Source organism: Mesorhizobium sp. IMUNJ 23232 (assembly GCF_044326205.1).
Lineage (GTDB): Bacteria > Pseudomonadota > Alphaproteobacteria > Rhizobiales > Rhizobiaceae > Kumtagia.
Genome location: NZ_JBIRCY010000034.1, coordinates 1 through 20,849 on the forward strand (window position 1 = coordinate 1; position 20,849 = coordinate 20,849).

Consider the following 20,849-nt stretch of genomic DNA (forward strand, 5'->3'; position numbering starts at 1 on the left):
GCCCGGGGGAGAGGATATGCGGCGGCGGCGATTGGCGCTCACCTTGCGGCCGGCTATCCTCTCCCCCGGGCAGGGGGAGAGGTGGCCCGAAGGGCCGGTGAGGGGGTGCTTTGTCGACAAAGAGATCAAGACCGCCGGTCTTCACCATCACGCGACCTCCTCGCCGAGATAGGCGGTGCGCACCTTTGGGTCGGAGCGGATTTTGGCAGGGCTGCCGATCGCCAGCGTGCTGCCGAGCCGCAAGACCTGGATGCGATGGCAGAGTTCGAAGACCAACGACATGCGGTGCTCGATGAACAGTACGCCGCAGGCGAGTTTTGAGGTGGTGCCGTTGATGATGTCGCGCAGGTCCCGGCATTCCGCATCGTTCAATCCGGCCGCCGGCTCGTCCATCAGCAGGAAGCGCGGGCGCATGGCGATGGCGCGTGCGATGCCGACGCGGCGCTCCTCGCCGAACGGCAAGGTGCCGACCTGCCGGTGCATTTTTGCGGTCAACGCCATCTCACCAAGAATCCGTTCCGCCTCGCCGCGAGCCTCGGTGCGGCTGAGGCCGATCGCCACGCCCCCCGCCTCGACATTTTCCAGCGCGGACAGGCCGGCAAAAGGCAGCACACTCTGGAAGGTGCGCACCAGCCCGCGACGGCTGCGGATATGCGGCTTCCAGCCCTGCATGTCCTCGCCGTTCAGGTGGACGCTGCCCCGCGTCGGTTCCTGGAAGCCGGTCAGAACGTTGATCAGCGTGGTCTTGCCGGCGCCGTTCGGGCCGATCAGGCCGAGAATCTCGCCGGGCTTCAGCACCAAGCTTACGTCGTCGATCGCCCGCAGACCCTGGAAGTCGACGGTGACGTTGCGGACTTCGAGCGTCGGGCCGGCCCGATCGGGGCCGGCCGGCGGAACCACCGACATGGCGATGCCTGCCGAAGTTACTTCGGCATCTGCTCGGCGCGGATGACGCCGATGACATTGCCCGGCTTGCCGCCCTTCACCTCCAGCAGGATCAGGTCGCGCTGCATGTTGATGTGGGTTTCTTTGGTAAAACTCGTCGGGCCGGTGATCAGCGGCTCGTTGACGAAGGTCTCCAGCGTCTCGCGCACCTTGTCGGTGTCGAAGGTGCCGGCCTTGTCGACGGCCTTCGACCAGCCCTGGATGACGCTGTAGCCGGTCAGCGCATGCGAGGTGACGGGTGCTGCGCCGTATTTGGCCTTGAACTTGTCCATGAAGGCGGCGACTTCCGGGCGCGGGTCATTGCCGAAGACCGAGCCGTAGGTCACGAGATAGGCGTCGCTGAGGTTGGGCACGGCCTCCAGCCAGTAGTCGCCGTCCCAGGATTCCGAGAGCAGCAGCGGCTGGTTGACGCCGGCGGCGCGCAACTGGCGCATGGCGCTGGAGCCGCCGGGCGGGAAGGAGGCAAGCACCATGACGTCGGGCTGCTTCGGCAGCGCCTTGATGCGGGTGATCTGGCTGGCGATCTGCGGGTCCTCGCCGCCGAACGTGTCCTTGCCGAGCAGCCCATCGGCGCCGGCCAGTTCCTTCCACCGCCGCTCGAAGGCGTCGGCGAACGAGGCGTCGAAGGCGATGGTGGTGTCGAGCAGGATGTAGGCCGTCTTCCAGCCCTGCTTGTTGTAGGCCCACTCGGCGAGCGCCACGGCCTGGCCCGGCGAGCCGGTCGCCATGGTGAAGGCGTTGGGGCCGATGCCGGAAGGACCGAATTTGGGGTCGCCGGCGCAGGTGGAGAACGCGATCAGGTTGGCGCCGTCGGCGACCGAGGCGGCCGCGCCGCCGTAGTCGTAGTCGCAGGTCACCACAACCATGCCGGCGCCCTGGTCGATGACGTTCTGCGCGGCGGTGGCGCCGTAGGCGATGTCCGACTTCGTGTCCGAATAGATGATCTTCAGCGGCCGGCCGAGCAGGCCGCCCTTGGCGTTGATTTCCTCGATGGCGATCTCCATCGCCTTCGCCGGGCCTTCGTCATAGGGCGCGATCGCGCCGCTCTGGGCGATCGCCGCGCCGATCACGAAAGGCTCCTCGGCCTGCGCAGACGTTGCCATGCCGGCGGCAAGAAGCAGGCCACTCAATCCCAAAGTCCGATAGTTGATCATGCCGTTCCCCTTTGTCGCTTTTTATGATCCTGGCAGTGATTGCGTCTGGCCGCGCAGGTTTTGGGTGGCGGCCAGATCCACTTCGTAGTCGACGCCATTGTCCTTGAGCCGGACCGCCACGCCGAACATTTCGGAGGCGGCGGCGATGCTCAGCCACTTGCGGTTGATGTCCTCGACAACACGTTCGAGATCGCGGCGCCGCGGATCGCCGTAACCGCCGCCAGCTGCCGAACGGTATCCGACCGACTCGCCGTCGGCGATCGAGCCGCTGAAGAAATCGGCCAGCCGCTCGACTGAGCCGTCGGCCTTGTGCCTCCATGTGCCGCAATGCGCGCCGGGCTGGCCGCCGAGCACGCCCTTGGCCGGAAAAGTGCCGCCGTCGCCGCAGACGTAAAGCGTCATGCCGCCGGTGAGCGAGCGGTAGCTGCCCTGGACGGCGGGAGCGCCGTTCCATTGGCCGAAGCCCATCGAATCCTCGCGGATGCGGCGTTCCTCGACGAGGATCGGGTAGGTCGCCTCGTCGACCTCGACGGAATCGGTGACCATGATGCCGTTGCCGACCGAGCATTCGTAGGTCAGCCAGCCGTCATGGCCGTGATTGGCCGGCCCGCCGGACAGCGCCATCATCAATTGCGTGATGTATTCGACCGGCTGTTCGCGCCTTTTGTCGATGCCCGACACGACGCCGAGCGCCGCCGAAAAATTGCCGCCTCCCTCCGCCATGCCATAAGGCGCGCCCATCTCGGAGAAGGCGCACTGCACGGCGTTCGCCAGCCGCTCGTTGACGTTGCTTGTGGCGCAGGACGTGCCGATCGGATGGCTCGGCCGCCCGACCACGCAATTGTTGCGCAGCAGCGGCACGATACGGCTGGAACTGCCCTCATTGTGTGGCACGCCGGCGTCCAGATTGTAATAGACGCCGATGCGGCAGGAGGCGACCGCGCAGGCCTCGGTCAGATTAAGGCCGCCCGGTACGCAGTCCGGGTTGTCGCGCACGTCGACGGTTATCAGGCCCTTCTTCGGATCGACGGTCACCTTGGCCTTGATCGGAATGCCCTCGTCGGCGACGCCCGCTACTGGGTCATGCCGGACCTCGTAGGTGTAGGTGCCGGCCGGCAGCATTTTTATCGCGGCGATGGCGCGGCGCTCGCCATAGTCCATCCACGCTTCGACGAAGGCGCGGATGGTTTCGATGCCGTATTGCCCGACTAGTTCTTTCAGGCGCCGCTCGCCGGTGCGGCAGGCGCCGACCTGGGCGCGGTAGTCGCCGTACCAGATGTTGCTGACCCGGATCTTTTGCAGGCCGATGCGGATGATATCCGGCTTGTCCCGAAAATTCTCCTGGATGCGCACACAGGGAAAATGCACGCCTTCCTGGTAGATCGTCGCGGCGAAGGGAAGGTAGGTCGACGGCTCCGGCGCGCCGATGTCGGCATGGTGGGAGCGGGAGAGGGTCCAGAACAGCGGCACGCCGTCGAAGAAGACGGGCACGCTCAGCGTCAGGTCGGCATGGTGAGTGACGCCGTAGAACGGGCTGTTGTTCAGGAAGGCGTCGCCCTCCTTCACGTCGTCGAACAGTTCGGTGATCGGTTTTGTGGTCAGTTCAAGCGCGTTGACGTGGATCGGCAGCGCCTCCTCGACCGAGACCAACCGGTGGTCGTAGGTGAGGATGCCGCAGGACATGTCGCGCGCGTTCTTGATGACCGACGAACGGCTGGCCTTCATGACCGTGTTGGTCATCTCGCGGATGATGGATTCGAAGCGGCTCGACAGGACCGCGAGCAGGACCGGATCGAAGCCCGCGACGTCCTTGCCTTTGCCCGACCGCTTCATCGCCCCATCCGAAAAAGGAGTTTTGGCGACCGCCGCTTTCGGCCTTCGCCTATTCGGTCAGCACACCGTAAAATGAATATGAAGTCAATATCATTTTTCTGAGCAACTGAGGCGACAGTTGACGTCACCGAGCCAATCATCCACGGAGGACCTCGACGCCCGCCATAGGCGGACGCAGAACATTTCGGGGAGATGCTTGTGAAAGCACTTGTTGTGATTTCTCATCCGGCTGCCGACAGTTTCAATCACGCTCTGGCGGAGGCGGTGCGAACGGCGTGGGTGTCCGCCGGGTGCGACGTCGTCTTTCGTGACCTTTATGCGGAAGGCTTTGATCCACTCCTGTCGGAGTCCGAGGCCCGCGGCATGCAGACTTCGGACGAAACGATTGCGGCGCATATCGCCGATCTTCGCGCTTGCGATTTGCTTGCCGTCATTCATCCAAATTGCTGGGGAGCGCCACCGGCGATGATGAAGGGCTGGATCGATCGCGTATTCGCCGAGGAGGCCGCCTTCACATTCGCAAAGGGCGCGGACCAGGGAGACCAGCCAATCGGTCTGTTGAGAACGCGTGCAGCCTTGATTCTGAACACGGGCAACACGCCCCTTGAGCGGGAGAAAAATCACTTCGGCGATCCGCTGGATCAAATGTGGCGACGGTGCATTCTCGAGTTTTGCGGCGTGAAGCATGTGAGCCGTGCGCTCTTTGGCGTCGTCGCTACAAGTTCCCACGACGAACGACGAGCCTGGCTAGAGGAGGCCGGAAGGATGGCGCGGGATACAGCGAGATTGGCCTCGTAGCGGCAAGGCTCACCGAAGCAAGCAATGTCCGCAATCCGGTCGACACCGGAAACTCAAACCTCGATACGAGCAAGAATCGGGTTGAATTCCCGTCCCCGTTCTATGACATCCATGACAGAGCGAAACTGGAGGCCATGTCATGGGCCACACGACACACAGGTACACCGTGTTCGAAACCGCCAACGGTTTCTGCGGCATCGCATGGACGGGCGAGGGCATCACCCGGTTCCAGTTGCCGACCCGGACGCCCGACGCAGCCGAGCGCATGATGCTGCGCCGCCTGCCGGACGCCGAGAAGGCCGTGCCGACTCCGGAAATCGCCGAGGCAATCGATGCGGCCAAACGCTACTTCGCCGGCGAGGCGGTCGATTTCTCCGGTATAAGGCTCGATCTCGGCGATCAGGAAGCGTTCTTCAAAAAAATCTACGATGCGCTCCGGCAGGTGGGCTGGGGGCATACGACGACCTACGGCACGCTGGCCAAGCAACTCGGCGCCGGGCCGGAAGCGGCGCGCGACGTCGGGCAGGCGATGGCGAAGAACCCGATACCCCTGATCATCCCCTGCCATAGGGTGCTCGCAGCCGGTGGCAAGGTGGGTGGTTTTTCCGCCCCGGGTGGCGCGACATCCAAGGTGCGGATGCTGGAACTGGAAGGTGTCCACATCGAGCAGGCGCAGCCGGCCAAATCCACGCCGAAGGCGCAGCAGTCGTTCGGGTTTTGATATCGCGAGTCCCTGACAGCGGTGCCGTCGCGTGACGGGTTATGCGGCGGCGTATCGCGCCTCGTGGTCGAGCAGCCAGCGCTTGCGCTCGATGCCGCCGGCATAGCCGGTGAGGTCGCCATTGGCGCCGACAAGGCGATGGCAAGGAACGATGATGCTGAAGGGATTGGCGCCGTTGGCGTGGCCGACAGCGCGTGGCGCGGATGGCCTGCCAATAGTCATGGCAAGGCCGGAATAGGCGAGCGCCCGGCCTGGCGCGATCTTGCGCAGGGCCGTCCAGACCGATTGCTGGAACGGCGTGCCGCCGTAGTCGACTGGAATACCGTCGATCGCGCCGACGTCGCCGACAAAATAGGCCTTCAGGGCAGCTACCGTGGCGCCAGATATCCGGCCGTTCTCCAGTTGGTAGCTGCCTGCTCCCAGCCGCCGGTCGAGCAGGCGGCTCAGCCGTTCCTCGCAGTCGGCGAATTCCGCTGCCCGCAACGCGCCGTCGGGATCGGCTACGAGCAGCATGTCGCCGAGGGGCGTTGCCATGCGTTCGACGGTCAATTGCAGTGTCATCGCGGTCACCTCGCGTCATGAAAGATGATGCCCAGCGTGTGGCGTCGGCCGGAACGCAGCCGGCTTACTCCATGCCGCAGATTGACGCGATAGTTGCCCTTGGTGCCCTGGACGGGCCGGTTATGGACGGCAAACGCCACCGCATCACCCTGCCTCAGCGGAACGACTTCCGCCCGGCTCTGCATGCGCGGCCGCTGCTCGGTCAGCACGAACTCGCCGCCGGTGAAGTCGCGGCCGGGTTCCGACAGCAGGATCGCAACCTGGATCGGGAAGGCCAGGTCGCCATAAAGGTCCTGATGCAAGGCGTTGAAGTCGCCGGGACCATATTGCAGCAGCAGCGGCGTCGGCCGCGTCTGGCCGGCAGCGTGGCAGATGCCCAGATAGTCCTGGTGTTCGGCGGGATAGCGGGTCTTGTCGCCCATGCGTTCGTTCCATTCATTGGCGGCGGGAGCGAGCCGCTGATAAAGCGCCGTCCTCAGCCCGTCCAGTAGGCCAGGGAGGGGATAGCGGAAGTAGCGGTACTCGCCCTTGCCGAAGCCGTGCCGGGCCATGACGACATGGCTGCGGAAATGCTCCTCATCCGGATAGAGCGCTGCGAATGTCTCGCATTCCTGGGGGCTCAGCAGTTTTTCGATCACGGCGCAGCCATGGGCGTCGAGGTCGCTTGCGAGCGCCTGCCAGTCATAGCGGGCGACGCGTTGCATGGTATCCGCGGGGGTGGGATTCGACATTCTTGTTTCGGCATTCATGAGAAATCTCCGTCCAGCGCAACCGTTCCCGGACATTGCCGCAGTGGGTGCTTCCGCCCAGAGGTAGTCACGACAGGCGGCACAGCGCCACCCGATTCCGGAATTCCGAAACGCAAGCACCGGTGGCGCTGCCGGCCGGTCTTTGCCGACCTATATGATGCTCGAAATGGAAGGCCGACGCGCCTGACGGCGTTGATTTGCTGCTACGACCAAACGGAGATCGTCATGATCCGGTGCATGTTCGTTGCCATCGCCGTCCTCCTGACCACGGAGGCGCAAGCGATCTCCCGGTTCTCGTCCGACCGTATGAGTTGTGCGCAGGTGCAGCAGAGGATCGTCAGCAACGGTGCGGCCATCGTGAGCTACACCTCGGCGCGGGGCAATCCGCTCTACGACCGCTTCGTTCGCAATGCCCAGTTCTGCCAGGGCGGCGAAGTCACGGAAAGCGTTTCCATCAGGGCCGCCGATACGAAATCCTGTCCGGTCCTCCGCTGTCAGGAATATGAGTCGCAGTTCGATTTCCGGTAGGCGGCATCGCCGTCAGGTCCGTCGACTTCAATCCTCCGGGATATTCTCCCGGAAGATGATCTGGAGGCGGAACGGATGCGTCTGGCAGGCTGAGCCGGTGACTGCGCTGTACAATATGTTGAGCGCCTCGCGCGCCTGGACGCGTGGGTTCTGGTCGATCACCGCGTCGATCGTGCCGTCCAGCAGCAGCGCCTTGTTGCCCTCGGTGGCGTCGTGGCCGATGAAGGTGACTTTTCCCGCCTTGCCGTGCTCGCGCAGCGCGCGGGCGATGCCCTGGTTGCCGGCGCCGATGTTGTAGATGCCCGCCAGATCTTCATACTGATCGAGCAGCATGGTCGCCTCGCGATAGGCGCGCTCCCGGTCGTCGCCCATTTCGCGCAGCTCGACGATCTTGAGGTTGGGGAAATCCTCGGCCAGCACGTGGCGGAAACCCATCTCGCGCTCCTCGTGACCGCGATAGGAGAGCGAGCCGGCGAACAGCGCGACCTTCCTGTTGCCGCCCGTCCCCATGAACCGGCCCATCACGTAGCCGGCAAGCCGTCCGGCCGCCCGGTTGTCGATGCCGACATAGGCGGTGCGGGCAACGACGTGGATGTCGGAGGCCAGCGTGACGATCTTCACGCCCCGCGCCTCAATCGATTGAATCGCGGCGCGAACGGAAGGGTGGTCGAGCGCGATGATGCCGACCCCGCGGATACTCGGGTCGAGGTCGCGCAAGGTCTTGGCGAGCGTGTCGGGGTTAAAACCCTCGATCGCCTGGATGGCGACGTCGAGTTCCGGGCGATGCGACGCCTGCAGTTCGATCTGGTTCTGCAGATTGGCGATGTAGGCGTTGGTTCCCTTGGGAAGCACGAAGAGCAGGCGGACACGTTCGATTATTGCGGACGGCTCCGGCTTGTGGTCCTCGATGTAGCCGAGCCGCTGCGCGGTCTCCAGTACGACCTCGCGCGTCCTGCCCTTCACGCCGGGGCGGTTGTTGAGCACGCGGTCCACCGTGGCGTTTGAAACGCCGGCTTCCCGGGCGATATCGGCGAGGGTCGAACGCATTGGCGAGATTCCGAAGGCCACGAATCGATACAGATAGCTACATAGTGTTCAGACACCCCGCAACGATGTCCTCGATCAGCTGGTCCGCGGGGCGCGCCCAGTGTCTTTCCGAAAATATCTCGACCTCCACCCAGCCGCCAAATCCGGCCTTTGACATGGCCTCGCCAATGGCCTTCAGGTCGATCACGCCCTCGCCCGGTATGCCGCGATCCATCAAAAGGCTTTCGGTCTGCATCTTCCAGTCCGAAATGTGGAATGCCGCCAGCCTGTTCCGCTTTCCCGCCTCTTCTATCCCTTGCCACAGGTCGCTATCCCACCAGACGTGATAGGCGTCCACGGCGACGCCGATGCCGTCGCCCAGCCTGTCGCACCAGGCATTGGCGTCGGAAAGCCGGCTGATCACCGACCAGTCGGGCGCATACATCGGATGCAATGGCTCCAGCGCCATGACGACGCCGGCTTTGCGCGCATGCTCCAGCGTCTCGGCGAGGCAATCGAAGGCGAAGGATCGCGCCTCCGCGAGCGACTTCGAGCCGGGCAGCAGACCGCCGACCACGGTGACGATCGACGGCGAGCCCAACTCGGCGGCGATATCGATGGCGCGCCGGGCATCGTCGATGCGCCCGGCACGGGCACCCTTGCCGTCTCGGCTGAACAGGCCGGCCAAGCAGAAGCCAGTGACGGATAGCCCGTTGTCGGCGATGACCTGCCGGGCGGCGGCGACGCCAACCGCCTCCACCTTGTCGCGCCATGGCGTGATGCCCTTGATGCCTGCGGCGGCATAGGCTTCGGCGGCTTGCGGCAAGGTAAGGGCATTCGTAGTGATCTGGTTGATCGTTATGCGGTAGCGATCGAGCATGTGGCGGCACTCCCTCCGGCGGTCACGGCATGGCAACGGACCCGGCCCGACGGGTCGGTCCCTTGTTCGCAATCCTGGCAGTGAAACCTATTTCGACAGGCGACCGAGATTGGACGCGTCGAGATAGTCGGCGATGATCTTGGGTTCGCCATGCAGGGCGGAATCGCGGAGCGCGAAGGTCAGCGCGATGCTCTTCAGATTGTCGTCGCCGCTGCTCGGCGGCTCACGGCCCTCGATCAGGCAGCGGCCGAACTCTTCCAGCGCGTAGGTGCGGTCTTCCGGCGTGTCCATCGGGATCTCGGCTTCCATCCAGCCGTTGCGTTCGAGAAAACCGTCCATCTGGATGGTCAGCCAGGTCTCTTCCGGATGCACCATGACGCGGTTGGAGCGGAAATCGATCTGGCCGCGCTCGCATTCGACATACCAGTCGCCGTCGAAGGTGGTCTGGTGGCCGCGCGCCGCCCAGCTGCCGAAATATTCGACCACGCCGCCGCCTTCGAGTTCGATGATGGCGTTGAGCATCGGCGGTTCCTTGAACCAGCTCCAGTTCGGGTTGTAGGCGTGGCCGTAGACCTTCTTCGGCTCGCAATGCAGCAGGCCGCGGATCTGGTCGAGATGATGGATGGCGCAGTCGCGGATGAAACCGTAGACCGCGAACTCATGCGTCTGCGGCGGCTTGGTAAAATACATCTCCTTGCGGAAGGTGATGTTGGCGAAGCCCATCGGGCCGAGCCAGCCGTCCTTCATGATCTTGGTCACCACCTGCGCGGCGCGGCGGTAGCGGTAGTTCTGGCTGACCATCAGCGTCTTGCCGGCGGCGTGGCCGGCTTGCACGAGCTTGTGGGCGTTTTCCATCGTGTCGGCGATCGGTTTTTCTACCAGCACATGCAGCCCGGCCTCGAACGCCTCGGCCGATACCGCCAGATGCGCGGCAGCCGGAACTACCACCAGCGCGGCATCGGCGCCGACGGCCTTTGCGCCTTCCTTGACGGAGGCAAAGGCGATCTTCGGATCGAGATTGTGGGCGGCAATTGCGGCGTCGAGCGCCTTGCGGTCGCGGTCGACGATCGCCGCCAGTTCCCATGTCGGCGACACGACGGCGCGTTGCAGCCATGTCTCGCCCCAGCCGCTCACGCCCACCTGGATCAGGCGCAGTTTCTTCTCCGGCATTCCCTATCTCCCTTATGTGAAACGGTCAGGCGGCGCGCACGCGCTCGCCATTGGATGGATCGAACCAGAAGGTTCCGGCCGGCGCGATGCGCAGCCCAACACGCTGACCGGGCTCAAGGCTGCGGAACCCGCGCGCCGAGGCGCACAGCTTCGTGCCGGCGCCGGTCGTGATGTCGACCAGGGTGTAGCCGCCCAGGACTTCCGACCGCAGCACCTCGGCCGGCATCGCATCGCCGCCGGCAGCCTCGATGCTGATGGCCTCTGGCCTGATGCCGAGATCGAACTCGGCGCTGGCTTGACGGCGCTGCGGCAGAGCGAGTTTCAGCCGGGTGCCGCCGGAAGCGAACTCGGCATCGTCGATCGTACCGCGCAGGATGTTGATCGCCGGGCTGCCCAGCATGTTGGCGACGTAGCGCGAATTGGGATCGGCATAGATCTCGGCCGGCGTGCCGATCTGCCTCGCCCTGCCGTTTTCCAGGATCGCCATGCGGTCGGCAACCGACATGGCTTCTTCCTGATCGTGGGTGACGTAGACCAGCGTATGGCCGACCTCGCGCTGGATGCGCTTCAGCTCGACGCGCATCTCCTCACGCAGCCGGGCGTCGAGTGCCGAGATCGGATCGTCCATCAGGTATGCGGCCGGGTCGCGCACCAAGGCGCGCGCTATCGCAACGCGCTGGCGTTCGCCGCCGGAAAGGTGGCTCGGCAGCTTGTCGAGAAGGCGGGTGATGTGGAGCTTTTCAGCAACCTGCTCGACGCGGCGAGGAATCTCGGCCGCCGGTACTTTTCGCTCCTCCAGCGGGAAGCGGATGTTTCTGCGGGCCGTCAGATGCGGGAACAGGGCCAGGTTCTGGAACACCATGGCGACGTTGCGGTCGCCAGGCGACACGCCTGCCATGGCGCGGCCGCCGATGCGCACCTCGCCGGAATCCGGCGTCTCCAGTCCGAGGATCAGCCTGAGCGCCGTGGTCTTGCCGCTGGTCGGCGGGCCAAAGATGCAGAAGAACTCGTTGTTCTGGATCGACAGCGACAGGTCGTCGAGCGCCTGAACGTCGCCGTAGCGCTTGCTCAGCCCGATGAGGTCAATGGAGGCCATGGCTTGCCCCTCCCCTGATTGCCAGCGTCGTCTGGGGATCGAAGGCGATCAGCCGGGCGGTGTCCGGCTCGAGGCCGAGGATATCGCCCTGCGAGACCGGGAAGCCGGCGCTCTCGACGATCTTGAACGGTTGGCCGCGATCCTGGAAATGGATGATGACGCGCGCGCCGATGCGCTCCACGAAGTCGGCTCTGGCGCGCAATGGTGCGATTGCAGGATCGGTGAGGCGCACATCCTCGGGCCGGAAGCCGGCAATGACGCTGCTGCCCTCCTTCAGCGCCAGTCTGTCATCGGCAAACGGCAGGCTGCCCATCTCGCCGAAGCTCAGAGCTCCGTCGCTGACGCCGGCGGTGAGCAGGTTCATACTCGGGCTGCCCATGAAACGGGCGACGAAGGTGTTGGCAGGAGCGCGGTAGACATCGGCCGGCGTGCCGACCTGCTGCAGCACGCCGCGATCCATGATGGCGATGCGGTCGGCCATGGACATGGCTTCGAGCTGGTCGTGGGTGACGTACACCATGGTCTGGCCGAGGCGGCGCTGGAGTTCGCGCAGCTCGGCCCGCATCACCGCGCGGAACGCCGCGTCGACGTTGGAAAGCGGTTCGTCCAGCAGGAAGATGGCTGGATTGACCGCCGCCGAGCGGCCGATCGCCAAGCGCTGCAGGATGTTCACCGACAGGCCCGAGGCGCGCCGGTCGAGGAAGGCGACGAGGTCGAGAAGGCCGGCGATCTCGCGAACCCTCGCATCGACCTTTGCCGCCGGCTCGCCCCTGGCGCGCAGGCCGTAGGCGAGGTTCTCGTACACGGTCATATGCGTGAAGATGGCGTAGTTCTGGAAGACGAAGCCGACGCCGCGCTTGCCGATCGGCACGTGCGTAACGTCGCGCTCGCCGAACAGCACGCGGCCATGCGTCGGCTCGACGAGGCCGGCGATCATGTTCATCGTCGTGGTCTTGCCGCAGCCGGACGGACCCAGCAGTGCTACGAATTCGCCATTGCCGATGTCGAGGTCCATGTCGGCCACGGCGACGGAGCCTGCGAACGACTTTCCCAATCTGTCGAGACGGATGGAAGACATGTCAGCGTTTCCGCATGCGGCTGAGCGCGAAGATCGCGACGGCCGACAGGATGATGAGGATGAAGAGCGCGATCGAGGCGACGTAGGACCATTCCAGCCGGAACAGCGCCACCTTGGAAATGTAGACCGACAGCGTCTCGGTCGAGGTTCCCGGCCCGCCCGCCGTCATGATGTACAGCGTGTCGAATATCTTGATGATCTCGACCACCCTGATCGCCAGCGCGATGACCATCACGGTGACCATGCGCGGCAGCACGATGGTGCGGAAGCGGTAGAACCAGCTCGCGCCGAGGATCGTCGCCGCCTTGACCTGGTCCTCCGGCACGCCGACCAGGCCGGCGAGCAGGATGAGGAACATCAGCGGCGTCCATTGCCAGATGTCGGCGATCATGACGCTGACCAGCGCCAACGTCGGGTCACCCAGCCAGGCGATACGTACGTCCGTGCCGATGAGCGTGCCCAGCAGGCCGTTGATCGGCCCGGCGCTCTGGAAGAGCATGAAGAACATGTAGCCTGCGATGGCGGGCACCACCATCATCGGGGTGATCAGGATCGGGTAGAACACCCGCTTGCCCGGGAATTCGTCGACGAACAGCAGCGCCAGGCCGAGGCCGAGCAGGAATTCCACCGGCACGCAGACGGCCGTCACCAGCAGGGTGCGCCAGATCGATTGCCACAGATTTCGGTCCGACCAGAGGTCGATGAAATTCGCGAAATCGTTCCATGAACGGTAGGCGAAAACCCAGTTCTCGCCGTCCAGCGGCGACCAGTCGGTCATGCTGATGTAGAGCTGCATCAGCAGCGGGAAGACCGTGATGAAGAGCAGCAGCAACTGGGTGGGCATGGCCATCCAGACGCCGAGGCGCTTGCCTTCGGTCTCGGGCTTCTCGGCCTGCGCGGTAACGCCGAGCGACGCTGCGTTGCTGGCGGTGAGGTCGGTCATTGCTTCAGCGCTCCGAAGGTGAGGCCGCGCACCAGGTATTTTTGGATGGCGATGCCGAAGACGATCGGGGGAATGATGGCGAGCAGGCCGAGCGCGGCCTTTGCGCCGTAGAGCTGGCCGGTGACGCTGGCGGCGAGGCTCGACATGTAGACTGGCAGCGTCTGCCATTCCTTGGTGGTCAACAGCAGGGCGACCAGGAAGTCGCTCCAGTTGAGGATGAAGACGAACAGCGCGGAGCTGGCGAGCGGCGCCTTCATCATCGGCAGTGTCACGCGCATGAACACACGGAAGCGCGTGCTGCCTTCCACGAGTGCGGCCTCCTCGATCTCGCGCGGCATCTCGTCGAAGAACGTCTTCATCAGCCAGAACGCGAAGGGCAGGGTGACGATGCCATAGATCAGCGACAGGCCCCACCAGGTGTCGACGAGGCCGAGGAAGGCCCACATGACCATGACCGGGATCATCACCGCGATCGGCGGAAAAAGGCGCAACTGGATCAGCGCCAGTGGCAGGTTCGAGGCGACCTTGAAGCGCGACACGGCATAGGCGGCGAGCGTGCCGCAGGTCATGGCGATGATCGTGCCGAAGGTCGATGCGATCAGCGACGACAGGATCGGATGGACGGCAGTGCGCTCCGGCGTGCCGAGGATGCCGGAGGTCGGCTGGCCGAAGATATAGCGGAAATTGTCGAGTGTCGGCTGCTGCGGCAGCCAGGTGATGTCCTTGCCGCTCAGCGTCCATTCGCCGAGAGGCTTGAACGCCATTGTCGCCATCCAGAAGATCGGCAGCAGCGTCACGAACAGCGCGACGAGGATGCCGAGATAGCGAAGCGCGAGCAGAGGGGTGCTGTTCTTCATCGATATGAACCCTATGCCCGGCAGCCGAGGGCTGCCGGGCGCGCCTATGCTTGGGGAGGATGCTCAGGCGATCGGATCGGAGAGCGTCGGCCACGCCGCCTTGTTGGCCTTCACGGCCTCGACGAACCGGTCCTCGCCGAGCTTGCGGATGATGCGTTTCCATTCGCGCTCGGTATCGGCCATGGCCTCTTCGGGCGTCTTGGACTTGGTGAGCGCACCAAGCAGGTTCTCGTCCAGCGCGTTGTGCAAGGCTGTGGCGCCGGCGAAGTTGATGGTCGGCACCGAGCGCTTGATCGTCTCGCGGATCGTCTTCAGGTGGTAGTCGTGATACATCTCGGCGACCAGCGGATCGGTCATATTGGCAAGCTGGAACGGATCGAAGCCGTAGCCAGCCGGATTGGCGATCATCCAGGTGAAGATACGGCTCGATCCCAGCCATTGCAGGAAGAGATAGGCGAGTTCGGTGTTCTTCGACTGGTTGGAGACCGTCGCGGTGATCGAGAACCACAGCACCGAGCGGCGGATCAGCGAGCCGTCGATCTCGCGGCCGGGCGAGAACGAGGTGTTCATCTTGCCCTGCACCACGGAGTCCGTGTTGGCGGGGTTGTCGATGAATTTCGGCATGTTGGAGAAGGCGCAGGTCATCGCCGCGCCGCCCTTGGTCATGTTGCCGTACTGCTCCGGCCAGCCCCAGCTTATGGCGTCGGGCGAGTGATAGGCCAGCGTGTCGACATATTCCTTGGCGGCGTTGATGCCCTGCTCGGAATTGATCAGCGGCGTGCCATCGTCATCGAACAGGAACTGGTTGGGCGCGGCGCTTGAAACGTAGCGCTGATACCAGTTTGGATAGCCCCAGGCCTGGTTGCGCAGGTCGGTGCAGCCGAGCAGGCCCTGGTCAGGGCGGTGAAAGAACGCGGCCGCCTCGTCCAACTGCTTCCACGTCTTCGGGTAGTCGAGATCGTAGCCGTATTTGGCCTTGAACGCCTGGCGTTCCTTGTCGTCCTCGAACAGGTCCTTGCGGTAGACCCAGCACTGGAAGTCGCCGTCGAGCGAAACGCCGAAGGCCGATCCGCGATACTCGTTGAGCAGCGACACGCCCTGCGCGCCGCCGACATAACCGCGCTCCGGGTCGTCCCATTCGGGTTTGTACTTGCTGCGGAACTCGTCGAGATTCTGGATGCCCTGGGACTCGGCGAGGTCGCCGAGGCGGTTCCATTCGGTGACGTAGATGTCGAAGGCAGCGCCCTTGGTGGCGATGTCCTGCATGGCCTTAGTGAATTCGGTATTCGGCGGTACGCTGACCAGTTCGAGCGTGATGCCGGTTTCCTTCTCCCACAGGTCCTTGACCGTGGGTGCGCCGGCCGGGAAGGGTTTTGTGAGCTGGCCGATCGCCACGTCCGACATCATGGCGATGATCTTGGTGGCCTTGCCGGCGGCCCTCATGACCTTGACCGCCTCGATGGCGCGGCCCTCAGGCGTGTCGGCGGTGTACTGGTAGCGCTCGGCTCCGTCGAAGCCAGTGGGGCCGCCGATCATGCCCGGCGCCAGCGCGTCGGCGGCAAGAGCGGTGCGGATGTTGAGAAACCGCGGCCCGATTCCAATCGGCGCGGTCAAGGCAAAAGCAGCGGTCCCGCCACGCAGAACGGCGCGGCGCGAGAAGCGCGTATCCAATTTCATCAATCCCTCCCAATCAACTCCTCACGTTGATGAGGGCATGTGAACCCCAAAATCAATCATTTATCAATCAGAATTTTTGATGCAGTGCAGCAAAACCGATCAAACTTTGAAGCTTATCTATTGGAATCAGTGCTTTGAAAGCTTCAAAAAAATCTGACGCCATCCTCATAAATGCTCATCGGTGGGTCTTTGCGTTGGCGCAATCGGCCTGGCATCAGAAATAATTCTGATGCCATCGCCTCATATGCATCAAAAATGTGATTGCAAATGATGCTTTCCGGTTGACAAGTCCGATCCGGCGTCGGTTATATCGGCGGCCTGCTCACGGAGTGCGCGGGTGGGAGAGAGACGCCGCGGCCGCCATGGCCGCGCCGGGAGGAAGCATGACAAACGAGTTCGAGCCGGACGTCGCCGTCCGGGTGCGGGAATTCAGGATCGGCTGCATCGGCGCCGGCATGATCATGGCCGAATGCCATCTCGCCGCCTATAAGGAAGCCGATTTCCCGGTGGTCGCCATAGCGTCGCGAACGCAGGCGAACGCCGCCAAAGTAGCGAAACGGTGGGGTATCCCGACCGTCCACGACACGCCCGAGGCGCTGATCGAGGACAAGAATGTCGAGATCATCGATCTCGCCTTCCCGCCTGACCAGCAGCCGGGGCTGATCCGGCATGCTTTGAAGCAGGATCACATCAAGGCGATCCTGGCGCAGAAGCCGCTGGCCTTGTCGCTGGAAGAGGCGATCAAGCTGCGCGACGAAGCCAAGGCCGCCGGCAAGATCCTCTCCGTCAACCAGAACATGCGCTACGACCAGTCGATGCGGGTACTCAAGCAGATCATCGACGGCGGCGCGCTGGGCGACATCGTGTTCGCGCAGATCGACATGCACGCCATTCCGCACTGGCAGACGTTCCTCGAGGATTACGACCGGCTGACGTTGTCCAATATGAGCGTCCACCACCTCGACGTGCTGCGTTTCCTGTTCGGTGACCCGGACGAGATCACGACGCTGACGCGAAAGGACCCGCGCACCAAGTTCGACCACAAGGACGGCATCACGGTTTCGACGCTGCGATTCCCGTCCGGCGTTCTCGCCTTGTCGCTGGAGGATGTCTGGTCCGGTCCGCGCCAGGACGGCTACAAGGACGACCAACACATTGACTGGCGGGTCGAGGGCACCGAAGGCGTCGCCAAGGGCACGATCGGCTGGCCGACCGGTGCGGCTTCGACGCTCTCCTACGCCTCAGCCAAGACCACGGGTGGCGAATGGGTGTCGCCGAGCTGGGAGACGATGTGGTTTCCGCACGCCTTCATCGGCGTCATGGAACAGCTCCAGCACGCGCTGAAGTCAGGCACACCGCCTGCGCTATCCGTCGCCGACAATGTCAGGACCATGGCGCTCGTCGAGGCGGGCTACCGCTCCATTGACGAGGGCCGCACGATCCGCCTGTCCGAAATCTCCGTCCAGTAACATCAATCGAAATCGCATCCCAGGAGGACCCACATCATGATGCAATCCGGCATTTTCACCGCTTACTTCCCCTATGGTCTCGAGGAGACCGCGAAAAAGATACGGTCGCACGGCTTCAACACCGTGCAGCTCGACCTGCATTTCAAGGATATCGACCTCTCCGCCGGCAAGCTCGACAAGCAGAACACCAAGAAGGTGCGCGACACGTTCCGGGCGCATGACCTGCCGATCTGCGCGGTGTCTGGCTATACCAACATCATCCATCCCGACCTTGCGCATCGCAAGGCCAATGTCGAGCGGCTCAAGGAGATCATCCGCAACGCCCGCAATTTCGGCACCGCCTACGTGATCTCGGAAACCGGCACCTACAACACCGAATCCGAATGGATGAGCGATCCGAAGAACAAGTCCGAGGAAGGTTTCGAGACGTGCCGCAAGGTGATTTCGGAACTGGCGCAGGAAGCCTATGACCATGGCGCGATGTTCCTGCTGGAAACCTACGTCAACAACGTCGTCGGTTCGGTCGAGGAGACGGTGCGGATGTTCGCGCAGGTCGACCATCCCGGCCTTGGGCTGCTGATGGACCCGACGAACTATTTCGAGACGCACAACATCGACGCGATGGACAAGGTGGTGAACCAGGTGTTCGACACGCTGGCCGACAAGATCAAGATCGCCCACGCCAAGGATGTGGCGCGCGCCGGCGACGACAAGAGCGAGAAGCACGCCGATATCGGTGACGACGATGCGCTCGCCTCGCACACGTTCCGCGGCGTCGGTGAGATCGTGCTCAACGCGCCGGGCACCGGTTCGCTGAACTACGACCTCTACCTGAAGCGGCTAGCCGAGAAGCACCCGAACATCCCGATCATCATCGAGCACCTCGACGAGGCCGACGTGCCGCGCGCCAAAAAATTCCTGGACGACAAGTTTATTGCCCACGGCCTCTGATCGGACCGGGCGCCGCCTTGCGCGGCGCCGGCTCAAACCGCAGACCGCGTGACCTTCCGATGGTAGAACTTTACGGCCAGACCCTTTCCCGCCGCCAGGTTTCGGAGCGTGCCGGGATGCTCTCGCAGTTCGCGGGCGTGCGGCTGATGACGCTCGGCGACGGCGTCGAGCGCGGCATCCGCATGCTGGAGTTCCGCACCGGCAGCGGCCTGCGCTTCACCGCGCTGGTCGATCGGGCGCTGGACATCGCCGACTGCGAGTTCAAGGGACAGGCGATTGGCTGGCACTCGCCGAGCGGTTTCCGGCATCCCGGCCTGCATGAATATGAGGGCGAGGGCGGGCTGGCCTGGGCGCGGTCCTTCTCCGGGCTGCTGCTCACCTGCGGGCTGGACCATATCCTCGGTGGCGAGGAGGTTCCGGCGGAGACCTATTGCTATCCGGGCAAGAAGACGGTCCGCCATTCGCTGCATGGCCGCGTCGGCACGATCCCGGCGCGGCTGACCGGCTATGGCGAGACCTGGGACGGCGACCGCTGCGTGCTGTGGGCGGAAGGCCTTGTGCAGCAGTCGGCGGTGTTCGGCGAGGATCTGCATCTCATCCGCCGTATCGAGGCCGATGTCGGCGGCAACGAGATCCGGTTGTCAGACCGCGTCGTCAATCACGGCTTTTCGCGCACGCCGCACATGTTCTTCTACCACATCAATGTCGGCCACCCCGTATTGGACGAGGGCTCGCGCTATGTCGCGCCGATCGGGGACGTGGTGTGGGCCGCGCACGAAGGCGAACGCTACGCCGCCCAGCAGGTCGGCTACCGCAGCGTCCCGCCGCCCCGGCAGGGTTTTGTCGAGCAGGTGTGGCAGCACGAGATGCGCGCCGACGCCGCCGGCGAGGTGCCGGTGATGATCGCCAACGACCGCATCGGCCTCGGCCTCGAGGTCGTCACCCGCAAGGACCAGTTGCCCTGCGCTTATCAATGGCAGAATTTCCAGGCAGGCCACTACGCGCTGGGCATCGAGCCTTCGACGCACAATGTGCTCGGCAATCTGGCGGCGCGCGAGCGCGGCGAGATGATCTGGCTGGAGCATGGCGACAGCCGATCCTACGATGCCGTCTTCCGGGTGCTCGACGGCGCCGATGAGATCGATGCGGCGGAGCGCCGGATCGCGGCGATTGCCCGGCAGCCCGGCGAGGATTTTCCGCAGCCTTCGGGCAAGTTCACGCCCCTCTGGCAGGCGAGGTCATGAGGACGGCGGCCGTTACCCGTCCTGGCCGGCGCCGCGAGCGTTCAAATGCTCTCCGGCAGATAGATGTCGAATGGCAGAAAAATCTGGGCCGGCGCGCTGCCGCCCGGCTTCAGGGCTTCCGCCATCAGCGGCACCAGGTCGCGGCAGATGCGCTCGATCGGGGTTGCGATCACCATTGTCAGCAGTTTCTCGGCCAGGGCGGCGCGCCGGTCGGCGGTGAGCTCATTGCAAACGGCTACCGGGCGTCGGTCAGGCTCCATTTCGCGCAACGCCGTCACGAGGCCGCCCGAGCCGCCGCCGGCGACATAGACGCCGGTGAGATCGTCATGCCGGTGGTAAAGGTCAAGCATGGCCTCGTGGGTCAGCTCGTGCGCTTCCAGGTTGACGATCGTGTCGAGCACGGTGAAGTCCGGCGCCTCCTCGCGGAAGAAGGCGCGGAAGCCGATCTCGCGCAGTTCCTGGCCGTGGAAACGGTGACTGCCGACGAACAGCGCCACCTTTCCCGGACGCGCGCTCTGAGCGATCATCCAGGCGGCCGTGCGTCCGACCTTGCCGTTGTGGACGCCGACATAGGCTTGCCGTGCCGCCGGCGCGAAATCCGACAGAAGCGCGAAGACCGGCACGCCGCGCTCCTTGAGCCACTCCACCGCCGCCGCCAGCGTCGGGTGCTCGGGCGCAACCATTGCGACCGCGTCGCTGTTGGCCGCCATGGCTTCCAGCCTGGCGACGGCTTCAGCCGGATCCTGATGGGAAATGAAATCAATCTTGCAGGATGCCCGAAAGTCCTGCGAGACGGCGACAGCGCCTGCGATTTCGTCTGCGAAACGGCCATAGAACTGCTGGTCAGTTTCCAACAGCAGGAAACCGAGCCGGAAGATGGGCTGCTCCTCGCGCAGCCGCTGTCCGATCAGGCCGGCGGCATGAAAGCCGATACGAATCGCGGCTTCATGGACCCGATGCGCCGTTTCCGCACGCACGGGCAGGCGCTTGTTGAGGACGCGGTCGACGGTGGCGACGCTGACGCCGGATTCCTGCGCGAGCTGCTCGATCGTCGGGCGCTTGGCCATATAGACGGGACTCCCTTGGTCCCAATCCTCTTACTCTCATGCCGTCTGGCAGGCAATGATAGAAATGATAGAAAATATATCATGGCAATTGAGAGGTGTGAG

Annotated in this window: 20 protein-coding genes; 6 read left to right on the forward strand and 14 right to left on the reverse strand. The window is 64.1% G+C overall.

The window, feature by feature from the left end; translation table 11 throughout:
- Positions 1 to 147: 147 nt before the first annotated feature.
- From ACH196_RS22725 to ACH196_RS22735, 3 genes are read right to left on the reverse strand one after another with little or no spacing between them, the layout of a single operon-like run.
- Positions 148 to 906 (reverse strand): ABC transporter ATP-binding protein, encoded by a 759-nt coding sequence (locus tag ACH196_RS22725; RefSeq protein ID WP_396649215.1) that lies wholly within the window; start codon positions 904 to 906, stop codon positions 148 to 150.
- A gap of 17 nt (positions 907 to 923) precedes the next feature.
- Positions 924 to 2,099 (reverse strand): ABC transporter substrate-binding protein, encoded by a 1,176-nt coding sequence (locus ACH196_RS22730; RefSeq protein ID WP_396649216.1) that lies wholly within the window; start codon positions 2,097 to 2,099, stop codon positions 924 to 926.
- Positions 2,100 to 2,120: 21 nt separating this feature from the next.
- Positions 2,121 to 3,932 (reverse strand): hydantoinase B/oxoprolinase family protein, encoded by a 1,812-nt coding sequence (locus ACH196_RS22735; RefSeq protein WP_396649217.1) that lies wholly within the window; start codon positions 3,930 to 3,932, stop codon positions 2,121 to 2,123.
- A gap of 198 nt (positions 3,933 to 4,130) precedes the next feature.
- Here ACH196_RS22735 and ACH196_RS22740 point away from each other — a divergent pair, with 198 nt between their 5' ends.
- Both ACH196_RS22740 and ACH196_RS22745 read left to right on the forward strand, forming a co-directional pair.
- Positions 4,131 to 4,730 carry an NAD(P)H-dependent oxidoreductase gene (locus ACH196_RS22740; protein WP_396649218.1) on the forward strand — a complete coding sequence of 200 codons (600 nt, stop codon included), beginning with the start codon at positions 4,131 to 4,133 and terminating at the stop codon, positions 4,728 to 4,730.
- Between the two features lie 139 nt (positions 4,731 to 4,869).
- A complete protein-coding gene (locus tag ACH196_RS22745) occupies positions 4,870 to 5,451 on the forward strand; it encodes a methylated-DNA--[protein]-cysteine S-methyltransferase (protein ID WP_396649219.1) in 582 nt (193 codons plus the stop codon).
- Between the two features lie 39 nt (positions 5,452 to 5,490).
- On the opposite strand, the gene ACH196_RS22750 is transcribed toward ACH196_RS22745, so the two are convergent.
- Together ACH196_RS22750 and ACH196_RS22755 are read right to left on the reverse strand one after the other, a co-directional pair.
- The gene (locus ACH196_RS22750) at positions 5,491 to 6,012 is read right to left on the reverse strand and encodes a methylated-DNA--[protein]-cysteine S-methyltransferase (RefSeq protein ID WP_396649220.1); all 522 of its coding nucleotides are present in this window, start codon (positions 6,010 to 6,012) and stop codon (positions 5,491 to 5,493) included.
- Positions 6,013 to 6,017: 5 nt separating this feature from the next.
- On the reverse strand, positions 6,018 to 6,743 hold the full coding sequence (locus ACH196_RS22755; protein ID WP_396649221.1) for a 2OG-Fe(II) oxygenase: 726 nt from the start codon (positions 6,741 to 6,743) through the stop codon (positions 6,018 to 6,020).
- A 255-nt stretch (positions 6,744 to 6,998) separates the two neighbouring features.
- Here ACH196_RS22755 and ACH196_RS22760 point away from each other — a divergent pair, with 255 nt between their 5' ends.
- Positions 6,999 to 7,289 (forward strand): hypothetical protein, encoded by a 291-nt coding sequence (locus ACH196_RS22760; protein WP_396649222.1) that lies wholly within the window; start codon positions 6,999 to 7,001, stop codon positions 7,287 to 7,289.
- Positions 7,290 to 7,316: 27 nt separating this feature from the next.
- On the opposite strand, the gene ACH196_RS22765 is transcribed toward ACH196_RS22760, so the two are convergent.
- The 8 genes from ACH196_RS22765 to ACH196_RS22800 form a co-directional block, all read right to left on the reverse strand.
- Complete coding sequence (locus ACH196_RS22765; protein WP_396649223.1) at positions 7,317 to 8,336, reverse strand: LacI family DNA-binding transcriptional regulator; 1,020 nt, start codon at positions 8,334 to 8,336, stop codon at positions 7,317 to 7,319.
- A gap of 37 nt (positions 8,337 to 8,373) precedes the next feature.
- Positions 8,374 to 9,195: a sugar phosphate isomerase/epimerase family protein gene (locus ACH196_RS22770; protein WP_396649224.1), complete on the reverse strand. Its 822-nt coding sequence runs from the start codon at positions 9,193 to 9,195 to the stop codon at positions 8,374 to 8,376.
- Between the two features lie 87 nt (positions 9,196 to 9,282).
- Positions 9,283 to 10,365 carry a Gfo/Idh/MocA family protein gene (locus ACH196_RS22775; protein ID WP_396649225.1) on the reverse strand — a complete coding sequence of 361 codons (1,083 nt, stop codon included), beginning with the start codon at positions 10,363 to 10,365 and terminating at the stop codon, positions 9,283 to 9,285.
- A gap of 25 nt (positions 10,366 to 10,390) precedes the next feature.
- Positions 10,391 to 11,461: an ABC transporter ATP-binding protein gene (locus ACH196_RS22780; RefSeq protein ID WP_396649226.1), complete on the reverse strand. Its 1,071-nt coding sequence runs from the start codon at positions 11,459 to 11,461 to the stop codon at positions 10,391 to 10,393.
- Positions 11,448 to 12,539 carry an ABC transporter ATP-binding protein gene (locus ACH196_RS22785; RefSeq protein ID WP_396649227.1) on the reverse strand — a complete coding sequence of 364 codons (1,092 nt, stop codon included), beginning with the start codon at positions 12,537 to 12,539 and terminating at the stop codon, positions 11,448 to 11,450. Before ACH196_RS22785 ends, ACH196_RS22780 begins: the two co-directional genes overlap by 14 nt.
- A 1-nt stretch (position 12,540) precedes the next feature.
- Positions 12,541 to 13,482 (reverse strand): carbohydrate ABC transporter permease, encoded by a 942-nt coding sequence (locus tag ACH196_RS22790; RefSeq protein WP_396649228.1) that lies wholly within the window; start codon positions 13,480 to 13,482, stop codon positions 12,541 to 12,543.
- Positions 13,479 to 14,339, reverse strand: a complete 861-nt coding sequence (locus ACH196_RS22795; RefSeq protein WP_396649229.1) for a carbohydrate ABC transporter permease — start codon at positions 14,337 to 14,339, stop codon at positions 13,479 to 13,481. The genes ACH196_RS22790 and ACH196_RS22795 overlap by 4 nt, the downstream gene beginning before the upstream one ends.
- A gap of 63 nt (positions 14,340 to 14,402) precedes the next feature.
- On the reverse strand, positions 14,403 to 16,016 hold the full coding sequence (locus ACH196_RS22800; protein ID WP_396649230.1) for an extracellular solute-binding protein: 1,614 nt from the start codon (positions 16,014 to 16,016) through the stop codon (positions 14,403 to 14,405).
- A gap of 383 nt (positions 16,017 to 16,399) precedes the next feature.
- Between ACH196_RS22800 and ACH196_RS22805 the strand changes: the two genes are divergently transcribed.
- From ACH196_RS22805 to ACH196_RS22815, 3 genes are read left to right on the forward strand one after another with little or no spacing between them, the layout of a single operon-like run.
- Positions 16,400 to 17,485 carry a Gfo/Idh/MocA family protein gene (locus tag ACH196_RS22805; RefSeq protein WP_396649231.1) on the forward strand — a complete coding sequence of 362 codons (1,086 nt, stop codon included), beginning with the start codon at positions 16,400 to 16,402 and terminating at the stop codon, positions 17,483 to 17,485.
- Positions 17,486 to 17,521: 36 nt separating this feature from the next.
- Positions 17,522 to 18,436: a sugar phosphate isomerase/epimerase family protein gene (locus ACH196_RS22810; RefSeq protein ID WP_396649232.1), complete on the forward strand. Its 915-nt coding sequence runs from the start codon at positions 17,522 to 17,524 to the stop codon at positions 18,434 to 18,436.
- 59 nt (positions 18,437 to 18,495) lie between these two features.
- On the forward strand, positions 18,496 to 19,680 hold the full coding sequence (locus ACH196_RS22815; RefSeq protein ID WP_396649233.1) for an aldose 1-epimerase family protein: 1,185 nt from the start codon (positions 18,496 to 18,498) through the stop codon (positions 19,678 to 19,680).
- A 41-nt stretch (positions 19,681 to 19,721) separates the two neighbouring features.
- Here ACH196_RS22815 and ACH196_RS22820 read toward each other — a convergent pair whose 3' ends face one another.
- On the reverse strand, positions 19,722 to 20,747 hold the full coding sequence (locus tag ACH196_RS22820) for a LacI family DNA-binding transcriptional regulator (RefSeq protein ID WP_396649234.1): 1,026 nt from the start codon (positions 20,745 to 20,747) through the stop codon (positions 19,722 to 19,724).
- Positions 20,748 to 20,849: the final 102 nt, after the last annotated feature.